Annotated in this window: 23 protein-coding genes; 13 read left to right on the top strand and 10 right to left on the bottom strand. The window is 64.6% G+C overall.

Features of this window, described 5'->3' with window-relative positions; translation table 11 throughout:
- Positions 1–99 precede the first annotated feature (99 nt).
- Genes greB through RTI28_RS15025 form a run of 3 tightly spaced genes read right to left on the bottom strand, consistent with a single transcriptional unit; the run spans position 100 to position 3,815 of the window.
- On the bottom strand, positions 100–573 hold the full coding sequence (greB, locus tag RTI28_RS15015; protein WP_042125380.1) for a transcription elongation factor GreB: 474 nt from the start codon (positions 571–573) through the stop codon (positions 100–102).
- Positions 574–623: 50 nt separating this feature from the next.
- The gene (locus tag RTI28_RS15020; RefSeq protein ID WP_316921168.1) at positions 624–3,131 is read right to left on the bottom strand and encodes an ABC transporter permease; all 2,508 of its coding nucleotides are present in this window, start codon (positions 3,129–3,131) and stop codon (positions 624–626) included.
- Complete coding sequence (locus tag RTI28_RS15025; RefSeq protein WP_316921169.1) at positions 3,132–3,815, bottom strand: ABC transporter ATP-binding protein; 684 nt, start codon at positions 3,813–3,815, stop codon at positions 3,132–3,134.
- 10 nt (positions 3,816–3,825) lie between these two features.
- On the opposite strand from RTI28_RS15025, the gene RTI28_RS15030 reads away from it, so the two are divergent.
- From RTI28_RS15030 to RTI28_RS15040, 3 genes are all read left to right on the top strand, one after another.
- A complete protein-coding gene (locus RTI28_RS15030) occupies positions 3,826–4,431 on the top strand; it encodes an arylesterase (protein ID WP_316921170.1) in 606 nt (201 codons plus the stop codon).
- A gap of 56 nt (positions 4,432–4,487) precedes the next feature.
- Entirely contained in the window at positions 4,488–4,769 is a 282-nt protein-coding gene (locus RTI28_RS15035; RefSeq protein ID WP_316921171.1) for a hypothetical protein, read from the top strand.
- Between the two features lie 94 nt (positions 4,770–4,863).
- Positions 4,864–5,841 (top strand): L,D-transpeptidase family protein, encoded by a 978-nt coding sequence (locus RTI28_RS15040; RefSeq protein ID WP_316921172.1) that lies wholly within the window; start codon positions 4,864–4,866, stop codon positions 5,839–5,841.
- Positions 5,842–6,011: 170 nt separating this feature from the next.
- Here RTI28_RS15040 and oprI read toward each other — a convergent pair whose 3' ends face one another.
- Complete coding sequence (oprI, locus tag RTI28_RS15045) at positions 6,012–6,263, bottom strand: outer membrane lipoprotei OprI (RefSeq protein WP_037058464.1); 252 nt, start codon at positions 6,261–6,263, stop codon at positions 6,012–6,014.
- Between the two features lie 514 nt (positions 6,264–6,777).
- Between oprI and RTI28_RS15050 the strand changes: the two genes are divergently transcribed.
- Positions 6,778–7,059 (top strand): GNAT family N-acetyltransferase, encoded by a 282-nt coding sequence (locus RTI28_RS15050; RefSeq protein WP_042125370.1) that lies wholly within the window; start codon positions 6,778–6,780, stop codon positions 7,057–7,059.
- Between the two features lie 86 nt (positions 7,060–7,145).
- On the opposite strand, the gene RTI28_RS15055 is transcribed toward RTI28_RS15050, so the two are convergent.
- Positions 7,146–8,219 carry a 3-deoxy-7-phosphoheptulonate synthase gene (locus RTI28_RS15055; RefSeq protein ID WP_042125368.1) on the bottom strand — a complete coding sequence of 358 codons (1,074 nt, stop codon included), beginning with the start codon at positions 8,217–8,219 and terminating at the stop codon, positions 7,146–7,148.
- Between the two features lie 320 nt (positions 8,220–8,539).
- On the opposite strand from RTI28_RS15055, the gene RTI28_RS15060 reads away from it, so the two are divergent.
- From RTI28_RS15060 to cysB, 3 genes are all read left to right on the top strand, one after another.
- Positions 8,540–9,448: a 5'-nucleotidase gene (locus RTI28_RS15060; RefSeq protein ID WP_316921173.1), complete on the top strand. Its 909-nt coding sequence runs from the start codon at positions 8,540–8,542 to the stop codon at positions 9,446–9,448.
- Between the two features lie 83 nt (positions 9,449–9,531).
- Complete coding sequence (locus RTI28_RS15065) at positions 9,532–10,029, top strand: universal stress protein (protein WP_042125364.1); 498 nt, start codon at positions 9,532–9,534, stop codon at positions 10,027–10,029.
- Positions 10,030–10,151: 122 nt separating this feature from the next.
- Positions 10,152–11,126: an HTH-type transcriptional regulator CysB gene (gene cysB, locus RTI28_RS15070; RefSeq protein WP_009394496.1), complete on the top strand. Its 975-nt coding sequence runs from the start codon at positions 10,152–10,154 to the stop codon at positions 11,124–11,126.
- A gap of 59 nt (positions 11,127–11,185) precedes the next feature.
- Here the strand turns inward: cysB and RTI28_RS15075 are convergent, their stop codons facing one another.
- Positions 11,186–11,920, bottom strand: a complete 735-nt coding sequence (locus tag RTI28_RS15075; protein ID WP_316921174.1) for a phosphoadenylyl-sulfate reductase — start codon at positions 11,918–11,920, stop codon at positions 11,186–11,188.
- Positions 11,921–12,056: 136 nt separating this feature from the next.
- On the opposite strand from RTI28_RS15075, the gene thrH reads away from it, so the two are divergent.
- Positions 12,057–12,674 (top strand): bifunctional phosphoserine phosphatase/homoserine phosphotransferase ThrH, encoded by a 618-nt coding sequence (gene thrH / locus RTI28_RS15080; protein ID WP_042125360.1) that lies wholly within the window; start codon positions 12,057–12,059, stop codon positions 12,672–12,674.
- Between the two features lie 96 nt (positions 12,675–12,770).
- Here thrH and pabB read toward each other — a convergent pair whose 3' ends face one another.
- The 4 genes from pabB to RTI28_RS15100 all read right to left on the bottom strand — a co-directional run bounded on the left by pabB (position 12,771) and on the right by RTI28_RS15100 (position 17,280).
- Positions 12,771–14,117, bottom strand: a complete 1,347-nt coding sequence (gene pabB, locus RTI28_RS15085) for an aminodeoxychorismate synthase component I (RefSeq protein WP_316921348.1) — start codon at positions 14,115–14,117, stop codon at positions 12,771–12,773.
- Between the two features lie 105 nt (positions 14,118–14,222).
- Positions 14,223–15,206: an alpha-L-glutamate ligase-like protein gene (locus RTI28_RS15090; RefSeq protein WP_316921175.1), complete on the bottom strand. Its 984-nt coding sequence runs from the start codon at positions 15,204–15,206 to the stop codon at positions 14,223–14,225.
- A complete protein-coding gene (locus RTI28_RS15095; protein WP_316921176.1) occupies positions 15,206–16,738 on the bottom strand; it encodes an inactive transglutaminase family protein in 1,533 nt (510 codons plus the stop codon). The genes RTI28_RS15090 and RTI28_RS15095 overlap by 1 nt, the downstream gene beginning before the upstream one ends.
- A 5-nt stretch (positions 16,739–16,743) precedes the next feature.
- Positions 16,744–17,280, bottom strand: coding sequence for an ATP-dependent zinc protease (locus RTI28_RS15100; RefSeq protein WP_316921177.1), 537 nt, complete (start codon positions 17,278–17,280; stop codon positions 16,744–16,746).
- 290 nt (positions 17,281–17,570) lie between these two features.
- Here RTI28_RS15100 and RTI28_RS15105 point away from each other — a divergent pair, with 290 nt between their 5' ends.
- The 5 genes from RTI28_RS15105 to prpF all read left to right on the top strand — a co-directional run bounded on the left by RTI28_RS15105 (position 17,571) and on the right by prpF (position 24,493).
- The gene (locus RTI28_RS15105) at positions 17,571–18,281 is read left to right on the top strand and encodes a GntR family transcriptional regulator (RefSeq protein ID WP_316921178.1); all 711 of its coding nucleotides are present in this window, start codon (positions 17,571–17,573) and stop codon (positions 18,279–18,281) included.
- Positions 18,278–19,168, top strand: a complete 891-nt coding sequence (gene prpB / locus RTI28_RS15110) for a methylisocitrate lyase (RefSeq protein ID WP_316921179.1) — start codon at positions 18,278–18,280, stop codon at positions 19,166–19,168. The genes RTI28_RS15105 and prpB overlap by 4 nt, the downstream gene beginning before the upstream one ends.
- Positions 19,169–19,239: 71 nt before the next feature.
- Positions 19,240–20,367, top strand: a complete 1,128-nt coding sequence (gene prpC, locus RTI28_RS15115) for a 2-methylcitrate synthase (protein ID WP_316921180.1) — start codon at positions 19,240–19,242, stop codon at positions 20,365–20,367.
- Positions 20,368–20,547: 180 nt separating this feature from the next.
- Positions 20,548–23,133, top strand: coding sequence for a Fe/S-dependent 2-methylisocitrate dehydratase AcnD (acnD, locus tag RTI28_RS15120; protein ID WP_316921181.1), 2,586 nt, complete (start codon positions 20,548–20,550; stop codon positions 23,131–23,133).
- A 169-nt stretch (positions 23,134–23,302) separates the two neighbouring features.
- Positions 23,303–24,493 carry a 2-methylaconitate cis-trans isomerase PrpF gene (gene prpF / locus RTI28_RS15125; RefSeq protein WP_316921182.1) on the top strand — a complete coding sequence of 397 codons (1,191 nt, stop codon included), beginning with the start codon at positions 23,303–23,305 and terminating at the stop codon, positions 24,491–24,493.
- Positions 24,494–24,609 lie beyond the last annotated feature (116 nt).

Raw genomic sequence — 24,609 nt, forward strand, 5'->3', positions numbered from 1 at the left:
AAAGGACCGCGAAGCGGTCCCCGATAGCGGTGAGATCTGGGACCGCTTCGCGGTCCTTTCGCGGACAAGCCAGCTCCTACAAGGGTTATTCGCCGTACGTCAATGCGGATAACTGATGCTGTTCACATACCAGGTCGCCTCGCCCCCCGGCGTCTGCACCACCACCTCGTCATCCTTCTCCTTCTTCAGCAGCGCCCGGGCCATGGGCGAGTCCACCGAGATATAGTCGTTGCGCCCGTAGATCTCGTCATAGCCGACGATGCGAAACTTCATCACCTCGCCGTCCTCGTTCTCGATCTCCACCCAGGCGCCGAAGAACACCCGGCCTTCCTGCTCCGGCCCGTAGTCCACCACCTTCACGTCTTCCAGACGCTTGCGCAGGTAGCGCACGCGGCGATCGATCTCGCGCAGGAGTTTCTTGTTGTACTGGTAGTCGGCGTTTTCACTGCGGTCGCCGAGGGAGGCGGCCCAGGCGACTTTCTGGGTGATCTCCGGGCGGTAAACCCGCCACAGGTGATCGAGTTCCGCCTTCAGTGCCTCGTGGCCCTCGCGGGTAATGATGTTGGTAGCCAATGCCTTCTCCTGGGCGGGCGTTACGTCAGGGGCGAAAGAGTAGCGCGTGCTCAACCTTCGCGCAGCACTGTCAGCGGGCTGGCATTGAGCGCGCGGCGGGTGCCGAGCACGCCGGCGCCACCCACCAGCAGCGCCCCGGCCAGCGGCAGCAGAAGCAGCCATGGATGCGGGCGCCAGTCGAGGTCGAAGGCATAGCGGTAGAGCACCCAGGTGATCAGCTCGCAACCGATGGCGGCGAGTACGCCACTGGCCGCGCCGAGCAGGCCGAACTCGATGCGCCGCGCCTTGACCAGCAAGGCCCGTCCGGCGCCGAGGGCGCGCAGCAGGGCGCCCTGGCGGATGCGCTCGTCGAGGGTCGCCTGCAGGCCGGCGAACAGCACCGCCAGACCGGCGGCGAGGACGAACAGCAGCATGTACTGCACCGCCAGGGTGACCTGGGCGAGGATGCTGCGCAGCTGCTCCAGCAAGGCATCGACCTGGAGGATGGTCGCCGCCGGGAAGGCCCGTGACAGCGCGACGATCTGCGGGTCGTTGCCCGGCGCCAGATAGAAGCTGGTCAGGTAGGTGGCGGGCAGCCCCTGCAGGGTGCCGGGTTGGAAGATCATGTAGAAGTTCGGCTGGAAGCTGTCCCAGTTGACCGTGCGCAGGCTGCTGACCACGGCCTCGCGCTGCTCGCCGGCAATGACGAAGGTCAGGTGGTCACCGACCTTGAGCTTGAGGCTGTCCGCCAGTTGCGCTTCGACCGAGACGCCGGGAATCTCGTCGCTCGCCGGCTGCCCCTGCCACCACTGGCCGGCGCTGAGGGCATTGCCTTCTGGCAACTCGGCGGCCCAGGTCAGGCTGAGGTCGCGCTGTACCGCGCGGTCGCCGGCGGAGTCCTTGGTGACCATCTGCTGCACCACCTCGCCGTTGATCTGCGTGAGGCGTCCGGGCACCACCGGGTACAGCGGCGCGGCGTGGCTGGAGAAACTGTCCAGTTGCTTGCTGAAGCTGGCCTTGTCGTCCGCGAGGATGTTCAGCGCGAAATAGTTCGGCGCATCCGCCGGCAACTGGTTGTGCCAGGTGTCCAGCAACTCGATGCGCAGCAGGGTGATCAGGCCCATGGCCAGGAGGATCAGGCCGAAGGCCAGGGATTGCCCGGCGGCGGCCAGTGGGTGACGCAACAGCTGGCCGAGACCGAGGCGCCAGGGCAGGGGTGCGCCGGCGAGCATCCGGCGCAGGCTGCGCAGCCCCGCCAGCAGCAGGCCGCCAAGCAGCAGGGCGGCGACCAGGCCGCCGCCGAGCAGGGCGAAGGTCAGCAGCAGGTCGAGGCTCAGGCGCCACATGATCAGGCCAAGGGCGAAGATCGCCGCGCCATATACCAGCCAACTGCTGGCGGGCACTGGCAGCAGGTCGCGGCGCAGCACCCGCAGCGGCGGTACCCGACCAAGCGCGGCCAGTGGCGGCAGGGCAAAGCCGGCCAGGGCCACCAGGCCGGTGGCAATCCCGGCCAATGCCGGGGCCACGCCGCCGTCGGGGATTTCCGCTGGCAGCAGGCCGTCGAGCAGGGCGAACAAGCCCAGTTGCGCGAGCCAGCCGAGCAGGGCGCCGGCCAGCGCGGCGAGGCTGCCGAGGATCGCCAGTTGCAGGCAGAACAGGGTCAGGGCCTGGCGCCGCGACAGTCCCAGGCAGCGCAACAGCGCGCTGGCATCGAAACGGCGCGCGGCGAAACGGCTCGCGGACAGGGCCACCGCCACGCCAGCGAGCAGCACCGCGACCAGGCTGGCCATGTTCAGGTAGCGCTCGGCCTTGCCCAGGGCGCCGCCGATCTGCTGGTTGCCGTCGCGGGCATCGCGGATGCGCTGGTTCGGCGCGAGGCTTTTATCGAGGAACTGGCGGTAGTCGGCGAGGACCAGGTTGTCGCCGCGCCACAGTTCGCGGTAGGTCACCCGGCTGCCGGGCTGGACCACGCCGGTGGCCTCGAGGTCGGCGAGGTTGATCATCACGCGCGGGGTCAGGCTGTAGAAATTGCCGGCGCGGTCGGGCTCGTAGGTCAGTACCCGGGCCAGGCGCAGGGTCTTCAGGCCGACGTCGATGCTGTCGCCGATCTTCAGGTCCAGTGCCGCCAGCAGGCGCGACTCGACCCAGGCTTCGCCGGGCGCGGGACCACCACCGCGGGTTTCGGCGCCGAACGGCTCGCTGGCGCTGCGCAGTTCGCCGCGCAGCGGGTAGGCCGGGTTGGCGGCCTTGACGCTGGACAGCTGGATGCCGTTGTCGGTGGCGATCACGCTGGAGAACTCGACCACCTGCGCGTGGGCCAGGCCGAGGTCCTTGCCCCGTTGAACCTGTTCGGCGCTGGCCGGCGAGCTGCCCTGCAGGACCAGGTCGGCGCCGAGGAATTCGGTGGCGCGCAGGAGCATGGCGCCGTTCAGGCGGGCGCCGAAGTAGCCGATGGCGGTGCTCGCCGCCACCGCGACCAGCAGGCCGAAGAACAGCACGCGCAGCTCGCCGGCGCGGGCGTCGCGCAGTAGTTGGCGCAGGGCGAGGGTGAACAGGCGAAGCAGGGACAGGTGTGCCATCTAGGGCTCCATCGGGCTGACCATATGACCCGCGTCCAGGCGGATCTGCCGGCGGCAACGGCGCGCCAGGCGTTCGTCGTGGGTCACCAGGACCAGGGTGGTGCCGCGTTCCTTGTTCAGCTCGAACAGCAGGTCGCTGATGCGCTCGCCGGTGTGGCTGTCGAGGTTGCCGGTGGGCTCGTCGGCGAACAGCACCGCCGGTTCGGCGGCGAAGGCGCGGGCGATGGCCACTCGCTGCTGCTCGCCACCGGACAACTGGCGCGGCGAATGGCTCAGGCGCTGGCCGAGGCCGACCCGCTCCAGCAGGGTGCGCGCGTGTTCGCGGGCATCGCGGCGGCCGTCCAGCTCCAGCGGCAGCATGACGTTTTCCAGGGCGTTGAGACTGTCGAGCAACTGGAACGACTGGAAGACGAAGCCGACGTGCTCGGCGCGTACCCTGGCGCGCTGGTCTTCGTCGAGCGGCGCGAGGTCGTGGCCGGCCAGGGTCACCGAGCCGGCACTGGGCTGGTCGAGGCCGGCGAGCAGGCCGAGGAGGGTGGACTTGCCGGAGCCCGAGGCGCCGACGATGGCCAGGCTGTCGCCTTCGCTCAGGTCGAGGGACAGCGGGTGGAGGATGGTGAGGCTGCCTTCCGCGCTGGGGACCACTTTGCTAAGGTTCCGCGCAATGAGAATGCTGGGGCCCATGGAGAATCCGATGCGAGTGTGGTTATTGAGTGCTGGCCTGGCCTTGCTGTGCATGGCGCAGAACGCAGCGGCGGGTACTGTGTTGATCGTCGGCGATAGTATCAGCGCCGCTTTTGGCCTGGATACCCGCCAGGGTTGGGTCGCCCTCCTGGAAAAACGGCTCAGGGACGAGGGTTTCAACGACAAGGTGGTGAACGCCTCGGTCAGCGGCGACACCAGCGCGGGCGGTCAGGCGCGGCTGCCCGCGCTGCTTTCCGAGCACAAGCCGAGCCTGGTGGTGCTGGAGCTCGGCGGCAATGACGGGCTGCGCGGGCAGTTGCCTGCGCAATTGCAACAAAATCTTGCCTCGATGATCGACAAGTCCCGGGAAGCCGGGGCCAGGGTGTTGCTGCTGGGCATGCAACTGCCGCCCAACTACGGTGCGCGCTATACCAAGGCGTTCGCCCAGGTCTATTCCGATCTCGCCACGCAGAAGAACGTTCCCCTGGTGCCGTTCTTCCTCGAAGGCGTGGGTGGCCATCCCGAACTGATGCAGGCCGACGGTATCCATCCCGCGCAAGGGGCCCAGGCGCAGTTGCTGGAAAATGCCTGGCCGGCCATCAAACCGCTGCTTTGATGCTTTTATAGTGACCGGCTTTCGGCTAATGTTGCGCCCCCGATTTGGAGCCCCCGATGCCGCGTCCCGCCTGGTCCCTGTTTGCCTATCAATTGATCGAGCCCGACGAACAGCTTGACCTGTTCGCCTGCCAGGAGATCCGCGTGCATCTGGTCGCCCGTCAGCTCGAACTGGGCGGCTCGGCGGATCGCACCCTGTGCGGCACGCTGCTTCCGGCACAGCCGCGCTGGTCGAGCGTGCCCAATACGGTGTACCGCGACCGGCGGCTGTGCTCGCTGTGCCGGGCAATTCTCGATGCCCAGCGTAAAGGCACAAGGCCAGTCTGGCCTGAACTCTGAGTCTGTCGGGCCGCCCGGCAGGCCTGTATGCCGAAAATTCCTACAGCGGTGTACAATTGTCGCCTTCACCCCGAATTTGCGAAGGATTTCCCGGATGTTGCCGCGCTTTCCCGCCGTCACCCGCTGCCTGTCCCTGGCCGCTGCCCTGATCGCCGCCGGCCCTGTTGCCGCGCTGGAGTTTCCCCTGCCGCCGCCAGGCGAAGACATCATCGGTCAGGTCCAGGTGATCAAGGCCAAGTACGAGGACACCTTCGCCGACATCGGTACCGCCGGTGACCTCGGTTATCTGGAGATGGTCGCCGCCAACCCGGGTGTCGATCCATGGCTGCCGGGCGCCGGCACCGAGATCGTCCTGCCGACCCGCTTCATCCTGCCGCCGGGCCCGCGCGAAGGTATCGTCATCAACCTCGCCGAGTACCGCATGTACTACTTCCCGAAAGGCGAGAACGTGGTGCACACCTACCCGCTGGGCATCGGCCGTGAAGGCTGGGGCTCGCCGATCGCGCAGACCCGGGTGACGGCCAAGACGCCGAATCCGACCTGGACTCCGCCGGCCTCGATCAAGGCCGAGCACGCCGCCGACGGCGACCCGCTGCCGAACGTGGTGCCGGCCGGTCCGGACAACCCGCTGGGACCGTTCAAGTTCACCCTGGGCGTGCCGGGTTACCTGATCCATGGTTCGAACAAGAAGTTCGGCATCGGCATGCGTACCAGCCACGGCTGCTTCCGCATGTTCAACAACAATGTGCTGGAACTGGCGAAGATGGCGCCGGTCGGTACGCCGGTGCGGATCATCAACGAGCCATACAAGTTCGGCGTCAGCGCCGGCAAGGTTTACCTGGAAGCGCATACCCCGCTGGACGACAAGGGCGATCCTTCGGTGGTGGACAAGCACACCGCGGTGATCAACGCCCTGCTCAAGCGTGAAGACCTGTCCAACAACGTGCAGATGAACTGGGACATGGTTCGCGATGTAGTGGCCGCGGAAGATGGCATGCCGGTGGAAATCGCTGTGCCGCTCGCACCGGGTGGCGATGCGCCGATGGTTTCGAGCAGTCCGTATCAGCAGTAGTTGTTCGCTGGATGAAGCACAGGGATCGCGATGCGGTCCCTTTTTTTGCCGCGTCGGATAGCCGAACGGATATCCAGGGCAACGTTCGGTTAGTTGGCCGAGGTTCTAGCAGGCAATAAAAAAGCCGACCCACAAGTGGGTCGGCTTCAAATAACAATCCCGGGGGATTATTACTTGCGGCTGGCTTTTTCCAGCATGCGCAGAGCGCGCTCGTTAGCTTCGTCAGCGGTCTGCTGAGCTTTCTGAGCGGCAGCCAGAGCGTCGTCGGCTTTGCGATACGCTTCGTCAGCACGAGCTTGTGCACGAGCTGCTGCGTCTTCGGTAGCAGTCAGACGAGCTTCGGTTTCTTTGGATACGCTGCTGCAACCGGTAGCCAGAACTGCGGCCAGAGCCAGAGCAGAGAATTTCAGAACGTTGTTCATCGTGTTCCCCTTCAAGGACTTTCTATTAAATAGCCATCTCTCAACAAAGAGAAACTGGCCGGCGTACATAGTACCCATTACTTGTAGTAAGTAAACTGACTGAGCGCAAGAATTGGAAAAAAATTGCCTTTCCACCCCGCTTGACAGCAAAAACGTCCGAAAACCGTGCATTAGCTGCCATTGGCGGTGTAACGCATTCTTGTAAAAGTACTTTTTGTTGAACTAATGGTGACTTTTAGTGTCATGTTGCGTCATAACAAACGGAAGATCCGGGTTACCCGCCGTGACGTTGCCTGACGCAGTGTCGAGCGGTCCCCGGACGCCGGAATTTTTTGCGACCGGTGCCTTGAGCATCTGCGCAGGGGGCGCCTACTATTTGTAACGTGCTCGGTTGCCCAGAGAACGAGCGGGCTTTTCTCGCTGTCCAACGGGGCACGGGGTGGCGTAGAGGTTCCTTCGCCGGACAAACATCGGTTAAGGTAGGGTTTTGTTACAAGACCCGCGAGGAGTAGTGATGAGCGAGGCGTTGTCCATCCACCATGACCAGGCTGGTCATCAATTCGAGACCAATGTGGACGGTCATCGTGCGTACCTGACCTACATGGACCTGGGGAAACAGACCCTGGATATCTATCGCACCTTCGTGCCGAATGCCCTGCGCGGTCGCGGCATCGCCGCGGCGCTCACCGAGCGGGCACTGGCCTATGCCGAAGAACGCGGCTACACCGTGATTCCTTCATGCTCCTATGTCGAACGCTACATGGAGCGTCACCAGAAGCATTCTTCCAAGGTCTGAATCTCCAGGACGCAGCGCCACCGATCGCCGCTGACCTCCCAGACACGAAAACGCCGGGCATTGCCCGGCGTTTTCGTTTGCGCCGATCAGCCGCGGCGTTTCGGCAATACATCCTTGAGCTTGGTGCGCATGTTGCGCAGGGTGTTGGCCGTGGTTTCCCAGTCGATGCAGGCATCGGTGATGGACACGCCGTATTGCAGCTGGTCGAGGTCCTTCGGAATCGCCTGGCAACCCCAGTTGAGGTGGCTTTCCACCATCAGGCCGATGATCGACTGGTTGCCTTCGAGGATCTGGTTGGCGACGTTCTCCATCACCAGCGGCTGCAGGGCCGGGTCCTTGTTGGAGTTGGCGTGGCTGCAGTCGACCATGATGTTCGGCGTGATCTTGGCCTTGTTCAGCGCCTGCTCGCACAGGGCGACGCTGACCGAATCGTAGTTCGGCTTGCCGTTGCCGCCGCGCAGGACCACGTGACCGTAGGCGTTGCCCTTGGTGGTGACGATGGACACGCCGCCTTCCTGGTTGATGCCGAGGAAACGGTGCGGGCTGGAGACCGATTGCAGGGCGTTGATGGCCACGGTCAGGCCGCCATCGGTGCCGTTCTTGAAGCCGACCGCGGAGGACAGGCCGGAGGCCATTTCACGGTGGGTCTGGGATTCGGTGGTACGGGCGCCGATGGCCGACCAGCTGATCAGGTCCTGCAGGTACTGCGGGGAGATCGGGTCGAGGGCTTCGGTGGCGGTGGGCAGGCCCATTTCCGCCAGGTCCAGGAGCAGTTGGCGACCGATGTGCAGGCCGTCCTGGATCTTGAACGAGTCATCCAGGTACGGGTCGTTGATCAGGCCTTTCCAGCCGACCGTGGTGCGCGGCTTCTCGAAGTAGACGCGCATCACCAGGTACAGGGTGTCGGACACTTCCGCGGCGAGCACCTTGAGGCGCTCGGCATATTCGTGGGCGGCCTTGACGTCATGGATGGAGCAGGGGCCGACCACGACGAACAGGCGATGATCCTTGCCGTCGAGGATATTGCGCACCACTTCACGGCCCGCGGTCACGGTCTGAAGCGCGGTGGCGCTGAGTGGAATCTCCTTCTTGAGCTGATCGGGCGTGATCAGTGTCTCGTTGGAGGCAACGTTAAGGTCGTCGATCGGTAAATCAGCCATCGTGTTACTCGTCAGGTCACGGATGCCGGCCGCCAGCGATCCCCGTGCGGCGGAGCAGCATGATTGAGCTCAGCGGGGAGCGGAACCTTAGCGCGTAATCCCTTTGTTCGACAATGGGCAAACGCCTGATAGCAGGGCGGTTTGGGCCTTTGCACGCGGGTTTTTGCGACTAAAGTGGCTGGGTGCATAATCGTGCGCTGGATTTTTGGGTCGGGGGCCGCTTGTCGGCCCTTCGCGGGCGAGCCGCGCTCCTACGAGGATTGCGCGAGCGTGGCTTGCCCGCGAAGGGCTGCGAAGCAGCCCCAAAATGAGGGCAGGACATGAGCAAAGGCCTGGGCGACAAACTGGTAGTGGCGATCTCCTCGCGGGCGCTGTTCGATCTGAGCGAGAGCCACCGGCTGTTCCTGCGCGAGGGCGTCGAGGCCTATCGCCAGTACCAGATCGAGCACGAAGACGAACACCTTGCGCCGGGCGATGCCTTTCTCCTGGTGGAAAAACTGCTGGGGCTCAATGCCCTGCTCGGTCAGCCGCGGGTCGAGGTGGTGCTGGTCTCGCGCAACAGTGCCGATACCGGCCTGCGCGTGTTCAATTCCATCGAGCACTACGGCCTGGGCATCTCCCGCGCGGCGTTCGTCGGCGGGCGCAGTCCCTATCCCTACCTGGCGGCGTTCGGCTGCCACCTGTTCCTCTCCACCGACGCCGACGACGTGCGCAGCGCCCTGGATGCCGGCTTCGCCGCGGCCACCATCCTCTCCGGCGGGGCGCGGCGGGAAGCCACCGAGGAACTGCGCATGGCCTTCGACGGCGACGCCGTGCTGTTCTCCGACGAGTCCGAGCGCGTCTACCAGCTGAGCGGGCTGGAGGCATTCCAGGCCAACGAGCGGCAGTCGGCGCGCCAGGCCTTGCGCGGCGGGCCGTTCAAACCCTTCCTCGCCGCCCTGAACCAATTGCAGAGCGAGTTCCCCACGGGGGCCTGTCCGATCCGCACCGCGCTGGTCACCGCGCGTTCGGCACCAGCCCACGAGCGGGTGATCCGTACCTTGCGCGAGTGGGATATCCGTCTCGACGAGTCGCTGTTCCTCGGCGGTCTGGACAAGTCGGCATTCCTCGAGGCCTTCGCCGCCGACGTGTTCTTCGACGACCAGACCGGACACTGCGAGCGCGCCGGCAAGGTGGTCGCCACGGGCCATGTGCCGCACGGCATCAGCAATCGCCAGGACCCGGTCTGAGCCCCGCCGGACGGGGCCTGCGCGGTGGATTGGCGCTGCTAAGCTGAAGCTTGCCCTGCCGCTCTGGCAGTCGAGGAGGTCAAATGATCCGTTCGATGCTGTACGCCACGGACCTCGGTGTTTACGCGCCCTATGTCATGCAACACGCGCTGGCCATGGCGCGCTCTTTCAATGCCGAGCTCTACGTGATCCACGCCGTGGAACCCATGGGGCAATTCGCCGAATCGCTGCTGCAGAGTTACCTGGACGAGCAGACCCTGGACCAGTTGCACAGCCAGGGGGTGAATACGGTCATGGCCAATATAGAGCAGCGGGTCCTGGAAAATTTTCGCGATGAGCTCGGCGACCAGGATGACCTGGCGCTGATCCGCGCGGTGCGGGTACGCCAGGGCGATCCGGCCGAGGTGATCCTGCAGCAGGCCCAGCGCCTCAACGTCGATCTGCTCATCGTCGGCAGTCACAGCCACGGCGCGGGGGTGGAGATCCCGATCGGCCGTACCGCGGTGCGCATTCTGCAACTGTCGCCGGTACCGGTGTACATGGTGCCGCTCGCCCAGCACCTGGGGCGGCGCAAGGAATGACGGATCTTTCCGCTGCGCGTGTAAGAAAACTGGTGAAATTGTTCTAGATTTATTCTCCTGACCACTAATATAGTTATAACTCGTCGCTGTTGCCGGTGACGCCCAGCATCTGAGGGATACCTATGAAGCTTCAACAACTGCGCTACATCTGGGAAGTGGCGCACCACGACCTCAACGTCTCCGCGACAGCGCAAAGCCTGTACACCTCCCAGCCGGGGATCAGCAAGCAGATTCGCCTGTTGGAAGACGAGCTGGGCGTGGAAGTGTTCGCCCGCAGCGGCAAGCACCTGACCCGCGTCACCCCGGCAGGGGAGCGGATCATCAACACCGCCGGGGAAATCCTGCGCAAGGTCGAGAGCATCAAGCAGATCGCCCAGGAATTCTCCAACGAGAAGAAGGGCACCCTGTCCATCGCCACCACTCACACCCAGGCGCGCTATGCGCTGCCGCCGGTGATCAGTTCGTTCATCAAGCAATACCCGGAAGTGGCCCTGCACATGCACCAGGGTTCGCCGATGCAGATCGCCGAGATGGCCGCCGACGGCACCGTCGATTTCGCCATCGCCACCGAAGCGCTGGAGCTGTTCGGCGACCTGGTGATGATGCCGTGCTATCGCTGGAACCGTTGCGTGGTGGTGCCCCAGGGCCATCCGCTGACCAAGCTGCCGAAGCTGACCCTGGAAGTCCTCGCCGAATACCCGATCGTGACCTACGTCTTCGGTTTCACCGGCCGTTCCAAGCTGGACGAGGCCTTCAGCCATCGCGGCCTGACGCCGAAAGTGGTGTTCACCGCCGCTGACGCCGACGTGATCAAGACCTACGTACGCCTGGGCCTCGGTGTCGGCATCGTCGCCAAGATGGCGGTGGATCCGAAGCTGGACAGCGACCTGGTGGTCCTCGATGCCAGCGAGCTGTTCGAGTCCAGCATCACCAAGATCGGTTTCCGTCGCGGCACCTTCCTGCGTGGCTTCATGTGCGACTTCATCGAGAAGTTCGCTCCGCACCTGACCCGCGAAGTGATGGCCAAGGCGATCCAGTGCCACAACAAGCAGGAACTGGAAGAGCTGTTCGAGGGCGTCGAGCTGCCGGTGCACTGAGGCAGGTTGTTTCCACCCACAAAAAAACCGGCCGCGGCCGGTTTTTTCGTTTCTGTCGATCAGCCCTTGCTGATCAGGTTGCCGGCATGCAGCCCGCATTCCTTCTGGGTCGACTCTTCCCACCACCAGCGACCTTCGCGCTCGTGCTGGTTCGGCAGCACCGGACGGGTGCAGGGTTCGCAGCCGATGCTGATGAAGCCGCGTTCGTGCAGGCTGTTGTAGGGCAGCTCGAGCATGCGGATGTAGCCCCAGACCTCCTCGCTGCTCATCTGCGCCAGCGGGTTGAACTTGTACAGGGTGCGCTCCGGCGTGGAGAAGGCGCTGTCGATTTCCAGGGCCGCCACCTGGCTGCGGGTGCCCGGGCTCTGGTCGCGGCGCTGGCCGGTGGCCCAGGCGGTGACCGTGGCCAGCTTGCGCCGCAGCGGTTCGATCTTGCGCACGCCACAGCATTCGCCGTGGCCGTCCTTGTAGAAACTGAACAGGCCCTTTTCCTTGACGAACGGGTCGAGCTTGTCGCGATCCGGCGAGAGGATCTCGATCGGCAGCTTGTAGTGCTCGCGGACCTGGTCGATGAAGCGGTAGGTCTCCGGGTGCAGGCGCCCGGTGTCGAGGCTGAAGACCTTGACGTTCTTGTTCAGCTTCCAGGCCATGTCCACCAGCACCACGTCCTCGGCGCCGCTGAAGGAAATCCACAGGTCGTCACCGAAATGCTCGAAGGCGAGCTTGAGGATGTCCTGGGGGGATTTGTTGGCGTAGGTCGCGGCCAGGGCGGCGACGTCGAAGGGTTGGCTCATCAGGCGGCTTCCGGTCATTGAATGGCGCTTGGCGCTCGTAATAAGGCAGATGTTACCAAAAAATGCCGGGTAGACGGGTCGCATCACTGCGCTTAGAGTGCGCCTTCCATTTTTGGCGTTGTTCGAGGAGTGTGCTGTGGAAATTGCCTGTCTCGATCTGGAAGGCGTACTGGTCCCGGAAATCTGGATCGCCTTCGCGGAAAAAACCGGAATCGAATCGCTGCGGGCCACCACCCGTGATATTCCGGACTACGACGTACTGATGAAGCAGCGTCTGCGTATCCTCGATGAGCACGGTCTGAAGCTGTCTGACATCCAGGCGGTGATCGCCACCCTCAAGCCGCTGGACGGCGCGGTGGAGTTCGTCGACTGGCTGCGCGAGCGCTTCCAGGTGGTGATCCTGTCCGACACCTTCTACGAATTCTCCCAGCCGCTGATGCGTCAGCTGGGCTTCCCGACCCTGCTGTGCCATCGCCTGATCACCGACGAGACCGATCGCGTGGTCAGCTACCAGTTGCGTCAGAAGGATCCCAAGCGGCAGTCGGTACTGGCCTTCAAGAGCCTGTACTACCGGGTGATCGCCGCAGGCGACTCGTACAACGACACCACCATGCTTGGCGAGGCGGATGCGGGGATCCTGTTCCACGCGCCGGACAACGTGATCCGCGAGTTCCCGCAGTTCCCGGCGGTGCATGATTTCGAGGCGTTGAAGCGGGAGTTCATCAAGGCTTCCAACCGGACGTTGAGTCTCTAGCGCCTTCGAGGGCCTCATCGCGGGCAACGCCCGCTCCCACAGGGATTGCATGCGCCGCGAATCCTGTGGGAGCGGGCGTTGCCCGCGATAGGGTTCTTACAGACCCTGCAAGGTCTCCAGCAACACCTTCACCTTGGTGATCGACTCCTGGTACTCCGCTTCCCACTCCGAGTCCGCCACCACCGCGCCGCCGCCCCAGCAACACACCTGGCCATCCTTGACCAGCAAACTGCGAATGGCGATCGAACTGTCCATCTCGCCGCGCACGTCCACATACAGCAACGATCCGCAATACAGCGCGCGCCGGCTCGGTTCCAGCTCGTCGATGATCTGCATCGCGCGGATCTTCGGCGCGCCGGTGATCGAGCCGCCGGGGAAGCTGCCGGCGATCAGGTCCAGCGCATCCTTGCCCGGCGCCAGGCGGCCGGTGACGCTGCTGACCATGTGGTGCACGTTGGGATAACTCTCCAGGCTGAACAGCTCCGGCACCCGTACCGAGCCGATCTCGCAGGTCCGGCCGAGGTCGTTGCGCAGCAGGTCGACGATCATCAGGTTCTCGGCGCGGTCCTTGGTGCTGGCCAGCAGTTCCTCGCCATTGGCCCGATCCTCGATCGGATCGGCGCTGCGCGGCCGGGTGCCCTTGATCGGGCGGGTTTCCACCTGGCCGGCGCTGACCCGGATGAAACGCTCCGGCGACAGGCTGAGCAGGGCGCTGCCATCGTCCAGCACCTGGAACCCCGAGAACGGCGTCGGGCAGGCTGCGCGCAGGGCCTGGTAAGCATTCCAGGGATCGCCCTGGCACGGCGCGCGGAAGCGCTGGGTCAGGTTGATCTGGTAGCAGTCGCCGGCCTGGATGTACTGCTGGACCCTTTCGAAGGCCTGGCGATAGTCGTCGGGACTGAGGTCGCCGCGCATCGGCGCGTCGAGGTGGAAGCCGGCGCCGGCATCGCGCGGCGCCGGCTGGCTGAACAGTTCGCTCAGGCGCTGGCGTTCGTCTGACGGCAGCGCGGGATGCAACAGCAACTGGCTGGTGCCCAGCTGGTGATCGCTGATCAGCGCCCAGGCATACAGGCCGAGGGTGGCATCGGCCAGGCCGAGATCATCGCGGGCGATGTGCGGCAACTGCTCCAGGCGCCGACCGAAGTCGTAGCTCAGGTAACCGATGAGGCCGCCCGCGAAAGGCAGCTCCAGCCCGGCGGGCAATTGCGCTTCGCCCAATTCGCCCAGGCCGTCCCGCAGGCGCTGCAGAAAGGCCGTGCCGCTTTCGCCGGGTTGCGCCACCAGACTGCGCAGCGGCCAGGCGCTGAGCAGGTCGAAGCGTCCGCGCTCGGCGCCGGGACGGGCGCTGTCGAGCAGCACGGCGCCGGGGGCATGGCGCACGCGGGCGAAATAGGCGGCCGGGTCGGGCAGGTAGGGCAGGGGAACAACGGTGCAGGTCGGCATTCGTCTGGACGGGTCGCTAGGCGGGGCAGGCATTGTAGACCCCCGAAACGATTGCTCCTAGGGGTAAACCAGCGCCCCGCGCGCCTGCGCGGCGGGGCGTCGAGGTTACTGGCGCGAGGGGACGTGACCGAACAGTTGCTGGGCGAAGCGCACGCGCTCCTCCGGGGTTTCCTGTTTGCCATCCTTGGCCAGCGCTTCCAGGTGCGCCTCGATGGCATGGGTGCGCTGGGTCAGGCCGCAGTCGTTGGCGATCTGGATGTTCAGGCCGGGGCGGGCGTTGAGTTCGAGGATCAGCGGGCCCTTGTCCTGGTCCAGGACCATGTCCACGCCGATGTAGCCCAGGCCGCACAGCTCGTAGCAGCCGGCGGCGAGCTTCATGAAGCCGTCCCAGTTCGGCAGTTGCACACCGTCCACCGCGTTGGTGGTGTCCGGGTGCTTGCTGATGATGTTGTTCAGCCAGGTGCCGCGCAGGGTCACGCCGGTGGCCAGGTCGACACCGACGCCGATGGCGCCCTGGTGCAGGTTGGCCTTGCCGCCGGACTGGCGGGTCGGCAGACGCAGCATGGCCATCACCGGGTAGCCCATCAGCACGATGATGCGGATGTCCGGCACGCCTTCGTAGCTGATGCTTTTGAAGATCTGGTCCGGGGTCACTCGGTACTCGATCAGCGCGCGGTCGCGGTGACCGCCCAGGGAGTACAGGCCGGTGAGGATGCTGGAGATCTGGTGCTCGATCTCCTCGTGGCTGATGATCTTGCCCGAGACCGTGCGGTAGCGGTCCTCGAAGCGGTCGGCGATGACCATGATGCCGTCACCGCCGGCGCCCTGGGCCGGCTTGATGACGAAGTCGCTGCGACCGCCGATGATCTCGTCGAGTTTTTCGATCTCCTTCTCGGTGGAGATGATCCCGTACATCTCCGGCACATGGATGCCGGCCCGGATCGCCCGTTCCTTGGTGATGATCTTGTCGTCGACGATCGGGTACAGGTGGCGCTTGTTGTACTTCAGGACGTAGTCCGCGTTGCGCCGATTGATACCCATGATGCCCCGGGCTTCCAGGGCCTTCCAGGTTTTCCAGAGTCCGAACATCAGGCGTCAGCCTTCACGAAAGCCTTGAAACGAACCAGCTCCGTCAGGCGGTAGCCGCGGTAGCGACCCATCGCCAGCATGAAGCCCACCAGGATCAGCAGCACCGCCGGGAAGGTGAAGACGAAGTACACCAGCTCCGGCACGCTCATCAGCAGATGCGCCAGGGAGGCGGCGAACAGGGTGCCGATGGCGACTTTCATGGCATGGCCGCCGCCGCGCTCTTCCCAGGTGATGGACAGGCGCTCGATGGTCATGGTCAGGATCACCATCGGGAACAGCGCCACCGACAGGCCGCGCTCCAGCCCCAGCTTGTGGCTGAACAGGCTGATCGCGGCGATCAGCACCACGACGAAGGTCAGCACCACCGACAGGCGCGGCAGCATCTGCAGCTTGAGGTGCTCCAGGTACGAGCGCAGCGACAGGCCGAGGGCGGTGATCACGGTGAACAGGACGATGCCGAAGCCCAGCTGGGTCTCGCGGAAGGCCAGGGCGATCAGCACCGGGGTGAAGGTGCCGAGGGTCTGCAGGCCGACCAGGTTGCGCAGGATCAGGATCACCAGCACGCCGATCGGGATCATCACCATGATCATGAAGGTCTGCTGGGTCTGCAGCGGCAGGCCGTAGAGGGAGTATTCGAGGAAGTCGGCGTCGGTGTTCTCGTCGGTCAGCTTGGCCAGGCGGATGGCGTTCATCTCGCTGTTGTTCAGGCTGAAGCTGACGTTGACCTTCTTGCCGCCGTCGACGGTGATCAGGTTGTCGTCACCGGTCCACCACAGCAGGCGGTCACTGGGCAGGCCCTGTTCGCCGGTGTCCGGGTTGAAGTACAGCCATTCGTTGCCGTTGAAGCTGCGCAGCCAGAGTTCCGGGGTCTGCGGCTGGTCGGCGACCAGGCGGATGGTCTGCACGCGCTCCAGCGGCACGTGGGCGATGGACAGCAGCAGGTCGATGACCTTGGCCTTCTTCTGCACCGAGGTGTCGCCGGCCAGGAGCAGCTTGACGTTGTCGTCGTTGAGATTGTTGACACGCTTGATGGTCTCGCTGACGAAGGTCTCGACGTCCGCCGAGTGCTGGCGGATCGGCGCCATCAGGGCTTCGGCGGCGATCTTTTCCGGGCCTTCCACCGGCAGGCTGTCGCGGAAGGTCGGGCCCTTGATCTTGGGCTTCTCGCTGCTGTAGCGCTTGGTCAGGACCAGGCGGTAGTAGAGGGTCTGGTTGCCGCTGGCGCGACGTGCCGACCAGGTCACCTTGCGGTTGCCGTCGACGCGGTTGACGCTGACCCCGTAGTTGTTGGAGATGAAGCTCTCGTTGAGGCTGACGTAGTCATGGCTCAGCGGCGGCACGTACATCTGCACTTTCACCGGGTCTTTCGGGCTGGCGACGAACTCGACCTTGGCGTCGATGTTCCACAGGTCGTCGGTTTCGTCTTCGGTCACCGGGATGCCGAGGAAGAAGATCTGATAGGCCGTGATCAGCACGCCCAATAGCACCAGCACGGTGATCAGGACTTTCAGATGAAGGGTAAGAGAGCGCATCGGAGTTACTCTGCGGTGTGAGCGTCAGTGGCGCAGGCAGGTTTGCCGGCAGCGTATTTAAGGCTTGGGTCGACCAGGGCGTCGAAGTGCTTGAGGGCCTCGGAACCGATCAGCAGCGGATACTGGAAGGCGCTGCGGTCGGTGAGGTTGACTTCGATTTCGCGCAGGGCATTGCCCATGCATATGTTCAGGGCGATCACCGGACGGGCGGTATAGGCCTTGCCTTCGTCCGGGTCGTAGTCGCCGGCGCGGCGCTTGATCTTGCTGACGCGGGCCAGCGGGCGTTCGATCGGATGGGAATGGGCGGCGTCGATCGCCAGGTAGAAACGCACCCAGGACTCGCCGTTGCGCTTGAAACGCTTGATGTCGCGGGCGCTGAGGGAGGCGGTCTTGGCCCCGGTGTCGAGTTTGGCGGCGACTTCCAGGTCGATGTCGCCGAGCCGGGCGTATTCGTTCAGGCCATAGACGGTCTTGCCCGTCGCCTGGGCCATGAGGGGCGACAAACAGAGGCTGAGCAACAATAGAAGTGGCGAAAGTCTCATAGATCCTGGCGCAATGCTGTGGGGTGTACGGGCAAGGCCACCGGCAGTTTCTGCGCTAGCTCCTCGTTCGTCTGGCACAAATGAATGACAGACACACTATCCATGCCACAAAAAATGAGGCGGCGGCATTCTATCACGGTGATAGTGCAACGCCAGCCGCGCCACTCTGACAACGCCGTGACCCCTGAAGTTCGCTCTTAGACGATTGTCGACAATATTCATTTTGTCTTTGACTAAGGCGGGTGATTTGGCTAGTTTTGTCGCATTGATTTTCAAAGGTGTCGACAATCATGCTGGACACAGTGCAAGCGCCCGGAATCGTCCAGGACGAATCGGAGACCCTCTCCGAAAACGTCTTCCGGCGCATCCAGGCGGCCATCGTCAAGGGCGAGATCGCCCCCGGCAGCAAGATTTCCGAACCTGAACTGGCGCGCACCTACGGCATCAGCCGCGGCCCGCTGCGCGAGGCCATCCATCGTCTGGAAGGCCAGCGCCTGCTGGTGCGCGTACCGCATGTCGGGGCGCGGGTGGTATCCCTGAGCCATGCCGAGCTGATCGAACTCTACGAAATCCGCGAATCCCTCGAAGGCATGGCCTGTCGCCTGGCCGCCGAACGCATGAGCGTAGCGGAGATCGACGAACTGCGCCGGGTGCTCGACACCCACGAGCGCGACGCCGCGTTCCAGGCCGGGGTCGGCTACTACCAGCAGGAAGGCGACTACGACTTCCACTACCGGATCATCCAGGGCAGCGGCAACAAGACCCTGGTCAAGATGCTCTGCGGCGAGCTGTACCAGCTGGTGCGCATGTACCGCATCCAGTTCTCGGCGACGCCCAACCGGCCGCGCCAGGCCTTCGCCGAACACCACCGGATTCTCGATGCCATCGCCGACCGTGACGGCGAGCTGGCGGAACTCCTGATGCGCCGTCACATCGGCGCTTCCAAACGCAATATCGAGCGTCATTACCTGGACGCCACTAGCCCACGAGGTGAGTCATGAGTCAGAAAAGCAGTCCCGGCCAGCGCTTTCGCGACGCGGTAGCCGCCGAGCACCCACTGCAGGTCGTCGGTGCGATCAATGCCAACCACGCCCTGCTGGCCAAGCGCGCCGGGTTCAAGGCCATCTACCTCTCCGGTGGCGGTGTCGCCGCCGGCTCCCTGGGTCTGCCGGACCTGGGCATCACCGGCCTGGATGACGTGCTCACCGACGTGCGCCGCATCACCGACGTCTGCGACCTGCCGCTGCTGGTGGATGTCGACACCGGCTTCGGCGCCTCGGCGTTCAACGTCGCCCGCACCGTGAAGTCGATGATCAAGTTTGGCGCCGCCGCCATCCATATCGAGGACCAGGTCGGCGCCAAGCGCTGCGGCCACCGTCCGAACAAGGAAATCGTCTCGCAGCAGGAAATGGTCGACCGCATCAAGGCCGCCGTCGATGCCCGTACCGACGACAGCTTCGTGATCATGGCGCGCACCGACGCCCTGGCGGTCGAAGGTCTGGAAGCCGCCCTGGACCGCGCTGCCGCCTGCATCGAGGCCGGCGCCGACATGATCTTCCCGGAAGCCATCACCGAACTGTCGATGTACAAGACCTTCGCCGACCGCGTGCGCGCACCGATCCTGGCCAACATCACCGAGTTCGGCTCGACTCCGCTGTACACCACCGAGGAACTGGCTTCGGCCGACGTCTCCCTGGCGCTGTACCCGCTGTCGGCGTTCCGCGCCATGAACAAGGCCGCCGAGAACGTCTACGCCGCGCTGCGCCGCGACGGTACGCAGAAGAACGTGATCGACACCATGCAGACCCGCATGGAGCTGTACGACGCCATCAACTACCACGCCTTCGAGCAGAGCCTCGACGCCCTGTTCGCCCAGAAGAAAGGCTGAGCGCAGCGTCTCTGTAGCGGATAACGATTAGCCAGAAGCTTGCATAACAAATTCAAGAGAGGAGATATCCCATGGCCGAAGCAAAAGTACTCAGCGGTGCCGGCCTGCGTGGCCAGGTGGCCGGGCAGACCGCACTGTCGACCGTCGGTCAGGCCGGTGCCGGCCTGACCTACCGCGGCTACGACGTGCGCGACCTGGCCGCCAACGCCCTGTTCGAGGAAGTCGCCTACCTGCTGCTCTATGGAGAACTGCCGAACAAGGCGCAACTGGCCGAATACCAGGCCCGCCTGAAAACCCTGCGCGACCTGCCGCAGGCGCTGAAGGAAGTGCTCGAGCGCATTCCCGCCGACGCTCATCCGATGGACGTCATGCGTACCGGCTGCTCGGTGCTTGGCACCCTGGAGCAGGAACTGAACTTCGACCAGCAGCGTGACAAGACCGACCGTCTGCTGGCGCTGTTCCCGGCGGTGATGTGCTACTGGTACCGCTTCAGCCACGAGGGCGTGCGCATCGACTGCACCAGTGACGAAGACACCATCGGCGGTCACTTCCTGCACCTGCTGCACGGCAAGAAACCGAGCGAGCTGCACGTCAAGGTGATGAACGTCTCGCTGATCCTCTACGCCGAGCACGAGTTCAACGCTTCGACCTTCACCGCGCGGGTCTGCGCTTCGACCCTGTCCGACCTGTACTCCTGCGTCACCGCGGCCATCGGTTCGCTGCGCGGCCCGCTGCACGGCGGTGCCAACGAGGCGGCGATGGAGCTGATCGAGCGCTTCCAGAACCCGCAGGAAGCCGTGGCCGAACTGCTCAAGATGCTTGAGCGCAAGGACAAGATCATGGGCTTCGGCCACGCGATCTACAAAGAGTCCGATCCGCGCAACGAGGTGATCAAGGGCTGGTCGAAGAAGCTTGCCGACGAAGTGGGCGACACCGTGCTGTACCCGGTCTCGGAAGCTATCGACAAGACCATGTGGGAGCAGAAGAAGCTGTTCCCCAACGCCGACTTCTACCATGCCTCGGCGTACCACTTCATGGGCATCCCGACCAAGCTGTTCACCCCGATCTTCGTCTGCTCGCGCCTGACCGGCTGGGCGGCGCACGTCTTCGAGCAGCGCGCCAACAACCGCATCATCCGTCCGAGTGCCGAGTACACCGGCGTCGAACAGCGCGCGTACGTGCCGATCGAACAGCGCTGATCGAAGGAACACCGCGTAACCTTGTGGGAGCTGGCGTTGCCAGCGATGAGGCCAGACGGGACACCCTCGTTGCTGCTGATACCCCATCGCTGGCAACGCCAGCTCCCACAAGGACCGCGGTGCAACAGAAAAAGAGAAGCGCAGCCTTTTCACCGAATCCGTGACCGAGCCGACCTGACCATGAACACCGAATTCCGCAAGTCCCTGCCAGGCACCGGCCTGGACTATTTCGACGCCCGCGCGGCGGTCGATGCGATCGAGCCGGGCGCCTACGACCGCCTGCCCTATACCTCCCGCGTCCTCGCGGAAAACCTGGTGCGCCGCTGCGCCCCGGCGACCCTGAATGCCTCCCTGAGCCAGTTGATCGAGCGCAAGCGCGACCTCGACTTCCCCTGGTTCCCGGCCCGCGTGGTGTGCCATGACATCCTCGGCCAGACCGCGCTGGTCGACCTCGCCGGCCTGCGCGACGCCATCGCCGACAAGGGCGGCGACCCGGCCCAGGTCAACCCGGTGGTGCCGGTCCAGCTGATCGTCGACCACTCGCTGGCGGTGGAATGCGGCGGCTTCGATCCACAGGCGTTCGAGAAGAACCGCGCGATCGAGGATCGCCGCAACGAAGACCGTTTCCACTTCATCAACTGGACCAAGAAGGCGTTCAAGAACGTCGACGTGATCCAGCCGGGCAACGGCATCATGCACCAGATCAACCTGGAGAAGATGTCCCCGGTGATCCACGCCGAGCGCGGCGTGGCCTATCCCGACACCTGCGTCGGCACCGACAGCCACACCCCCCATGTCGATGCCCTGGGCGTGATCGCCATCGGTGTCGGTGGCCTGGAAGCCGAGAACGTCATGCTCGGTCGCGCCTCGTGGATGCGCCTGCCGGAAATCGTCGGCGTCGAGCTGACCGGCAAGCCGCAGCCCGGCATCACCGCCACCGACGTGGTGCTGGCCCTGACCGAGTTCCTGCGCAAGCAGAAGGTGGTCGGCGCCTACCTGGAGTTCCATGGCGAGGGCGCCCGCGCCCTGACCCTCGGCGACCGTGCGACCATCTCCAACATGGCCCCGGAATACGGCGCCACCGCGGCGATGTTTGCCATCGACCAGCAGACCATCGACTACCTCAAGCTGACCGGCCGCGAAGAGCAGCAGGTCAAGCTGGTGGAAACCTACGCCAAAGAAGCGGGCCTGTGGGCCGACAGCCTGGCCAACGCGGTCTACGAGCGCGTGCTGAGCTTCGACCTGTCCAGCGTCGTGCGCAACATGGCCGGTCCGTCCAACCCGCACGCCCGTGTGGCCACCAGCGACCTGGCGGCCAAGGGCATCGCCGGCGCCTGGGAGGAAGTCCCCGGGCAGATGCCGGACGGCGCGGTGATCATCGCCGCCATCACCAGCTGCACCAACACCAGCAACCCGCGCAACGTCATCGCCGCCGGCCTGCTGGCGCGCAACGCCAACAAGCTCGGCCTGACCCGCAAGCCGTGGGTCAAGTCGTCGCTGGCACCAGGCTCGAAGACCGTCGCCCTGTACCTCGACGAAGCCGGCCTGACCGACGACCTGGAGCAACTGGGCTTCGGCGTGGTGGCTTTCGCCTGCACCACCTGCAACGGCATGTCCGGTGCGCTGGATCCGAAGATCCAGCAGGAAATCATCGACCGCGACCTGTACGCCACCGCCGTGCTTTCGGGTAACCGCAACTTCGACGGCCGCATCCACCCGTACGCCAAGCAGGCCTTCCTCGCCTCGCCGCCGTTGGTGGTGGCCTACGCCATCGCCGGGACCATCCGCTTCGATATCGAGAAGGATGTGCTGGGTGTGGTCGACGGCAAGGAAATCCGCCTCAAGGACATCTGGCCGAGCGACGAGGAAATCGACGCCGTGGTGCGTGCTTCGGTGAAGCCGGAGCAGTTCCGCCAGGTGTACATCCCGATGTTCGCCATCGAGGAAGACAAGGGCCCGAAAGTCGCGCCGCTGTACGACTGGCGTCCGATGAGCACCTATATCCGCCGTCCGCCGTACTGGGAAGGCGCCCTGGCCGGCGAGCGCACGCTCAAGGGCATGCGTCCGCTGGCGGTGCTGCCGGACAACATCACCACCGATCACCTGTCGCCATCCAACGCCATCATGATGGACAGTGCGGCCGGCGAATACCTGGCGAAAATGGGCCTGCCGGAAGAGGACTTCAACTCCTACGCGACCCACCGCGGCGACCACCTGACCGCCCAGCGCGCCACCTTCGCCAACCCGAAACTGTTCAACGAAATGGTCCAGGAGAACGGCAAGGTCAAGCAGGGCTCGCTGGCGCGGATCGAGCCGGAAGGCCAGGTCACCCGCATGTGGGAAGCCATCGAGACCTATATGGAGCGCAAGCAGCCGCTGATCATCGTCGCCGGCGCCGATTACGGCCAGGGCTCGTCCCGTGACTGGGCGGCCAAGGGCGTGCGCCTGGCGGGGGTCGAGGCGATCGTTGCCGAAGGCTTCGAGCGCATCCACCGCACCAACCTGGTGGGCATGGGCGTGCTGCCGCTGGAGTTCAAGCCGGGGACCGACCGCAAGACCCTGGAACTGGACGGCAGCGAGCTGTACGACGTGGTCGGCGAGCGCACACCGCGGGCGACCCTGACCCTGGTGGTGACCCGTCGCAACGGCGAGCGCGTCGAGGTGCCGGTGACCTGCCGCCTGGATACCGCCGAAGAGGTGTCGATCTACGAGGCGGGCGGGGTGCTGCAGCGCTTTGCCCAGGACTTCCTGGAAGGGACTGCCTGATATCGGCGAGGCCCGAGCAGGGATGTTGTCTGTTCGGGCCTCATCGCTGGTAATGCCAGCTCCCACAGGGTTTTCTGCCGGTCACAGGAAATGTGATCGACGCGATCTCTATGGGAGCTGGCGTTGCCAGCGATTGGGGTTTCACCTATTCAACTGACAGGACCTATCCATGCCCCAAGTACCGCAAATCAAGATCCCCGCCACCTACATCCGCGGCGGCACCAGCAAGGGTGTGTTTTTCAATCTCCAGGACCTGCCCGACGCCGCGCAGCTGCCGGGTGCCGCTCGCGACGCCCTGCTGCTGCGGGTGATCGGCAGCCCCGATCCCTACGGCAAGCAGATCGACGGCATGGGCGGGGCCACCTCCAGCACCAGCAAGACGGTGATCCTGTCGCGCAGCATCAAGCCGGACCATGACGTCGACTACCTGTTCGGCCAGGTCTCCATCGACAAGGCCTTCGTCGACTGGAGCGGCAACTGCGGCAACCTGTCGGCGGCGGTGGGTTCCTTCGCCGTCAGCGCGGGCCTGGTCGAGGCCAGTCGCATCCCCGACAACGGCATCGCCACCGTGCGCATCTGGCAGGCCAATATCGGCAAGACCATCATCGCCCACGTACCGATCACCAACGGTGAAGTCCAGGAAACCGGCGATTTCGAACTGGACGGCGTGACCTTCCCGGCGGCCGAGGTGCAACTGGAATTCCTCGATCCGGCGGCCGACGAAGACGGCGACGGCGGTTCGATGTTCCCCACCGGCAACCTGGTGGATCGCCTGGAGGTACCGGGTGTCGGGACGCTTGACGTGACCCTGATCAACGCCGGCATCCCGACCATCTTCGTCAATGCCCAGGCCATCGGTTACACCGGCACCGAGCTGCAGGAAGCGATCAACGGCGATGCCGAGGCGCTGGCACGGTTCGAGACCATCCGTGCTCACGGCGCCGTGCGCATGGGCCTGATCAAGCATGTGGACGAAGCGGCGGGGCGTCAGCACACGCCGAAAGTGGCGTTCGTCGCACCGCCGACGGACTACCTGGCGTCCAGTGGCAAGCAGGTTGCGGCGGGGGATGTCGACCTGCTGGTGCGTGCGTTGTCCATGGGCAAGCTGCACCACGCGATGATGGGCACCGCGGCCGTGGCCATCGGCACCGCCGCGGCGATTCCGGGCACGCTGGTGAACCTGGCGGCGGGTGGTGGCGAGCGCGAGGCCGTGCGTTTCGGTCATCCTTCCGGAACCCTGCGCGTGGGTGCCCAGGCGCAGCAGGTGAACGGCGAGTGGACGGTGACCAAGGCCATCATGAGCCGCAGTGCGCGGGTGTTGATGGAAGGCTGGGTGAGGGTGCCGGGAGACTCGTTCTAAGGCACTTTCTTCTGCTGGAGAAGCGGTGTTCGTCGTGAGGCGGACACCGCTTTTTTGTTTCTGGGCCTGCTTTGCAGGCCTTCGCGGGCAAGCCACGCTCCTACGAAATACCTGCG

Source organism: Pseudomonas sp. zfem002 (assembly GCF_032621685.1).
GTDB classification, from domain to species: domain Bacteria; phylum Pseudomonadota; class Gammaproteobacteria; order Pseudomonadales; family Pseudomonadaceae; genus Aquipseudomonas; species Aquipseudomonas japonica.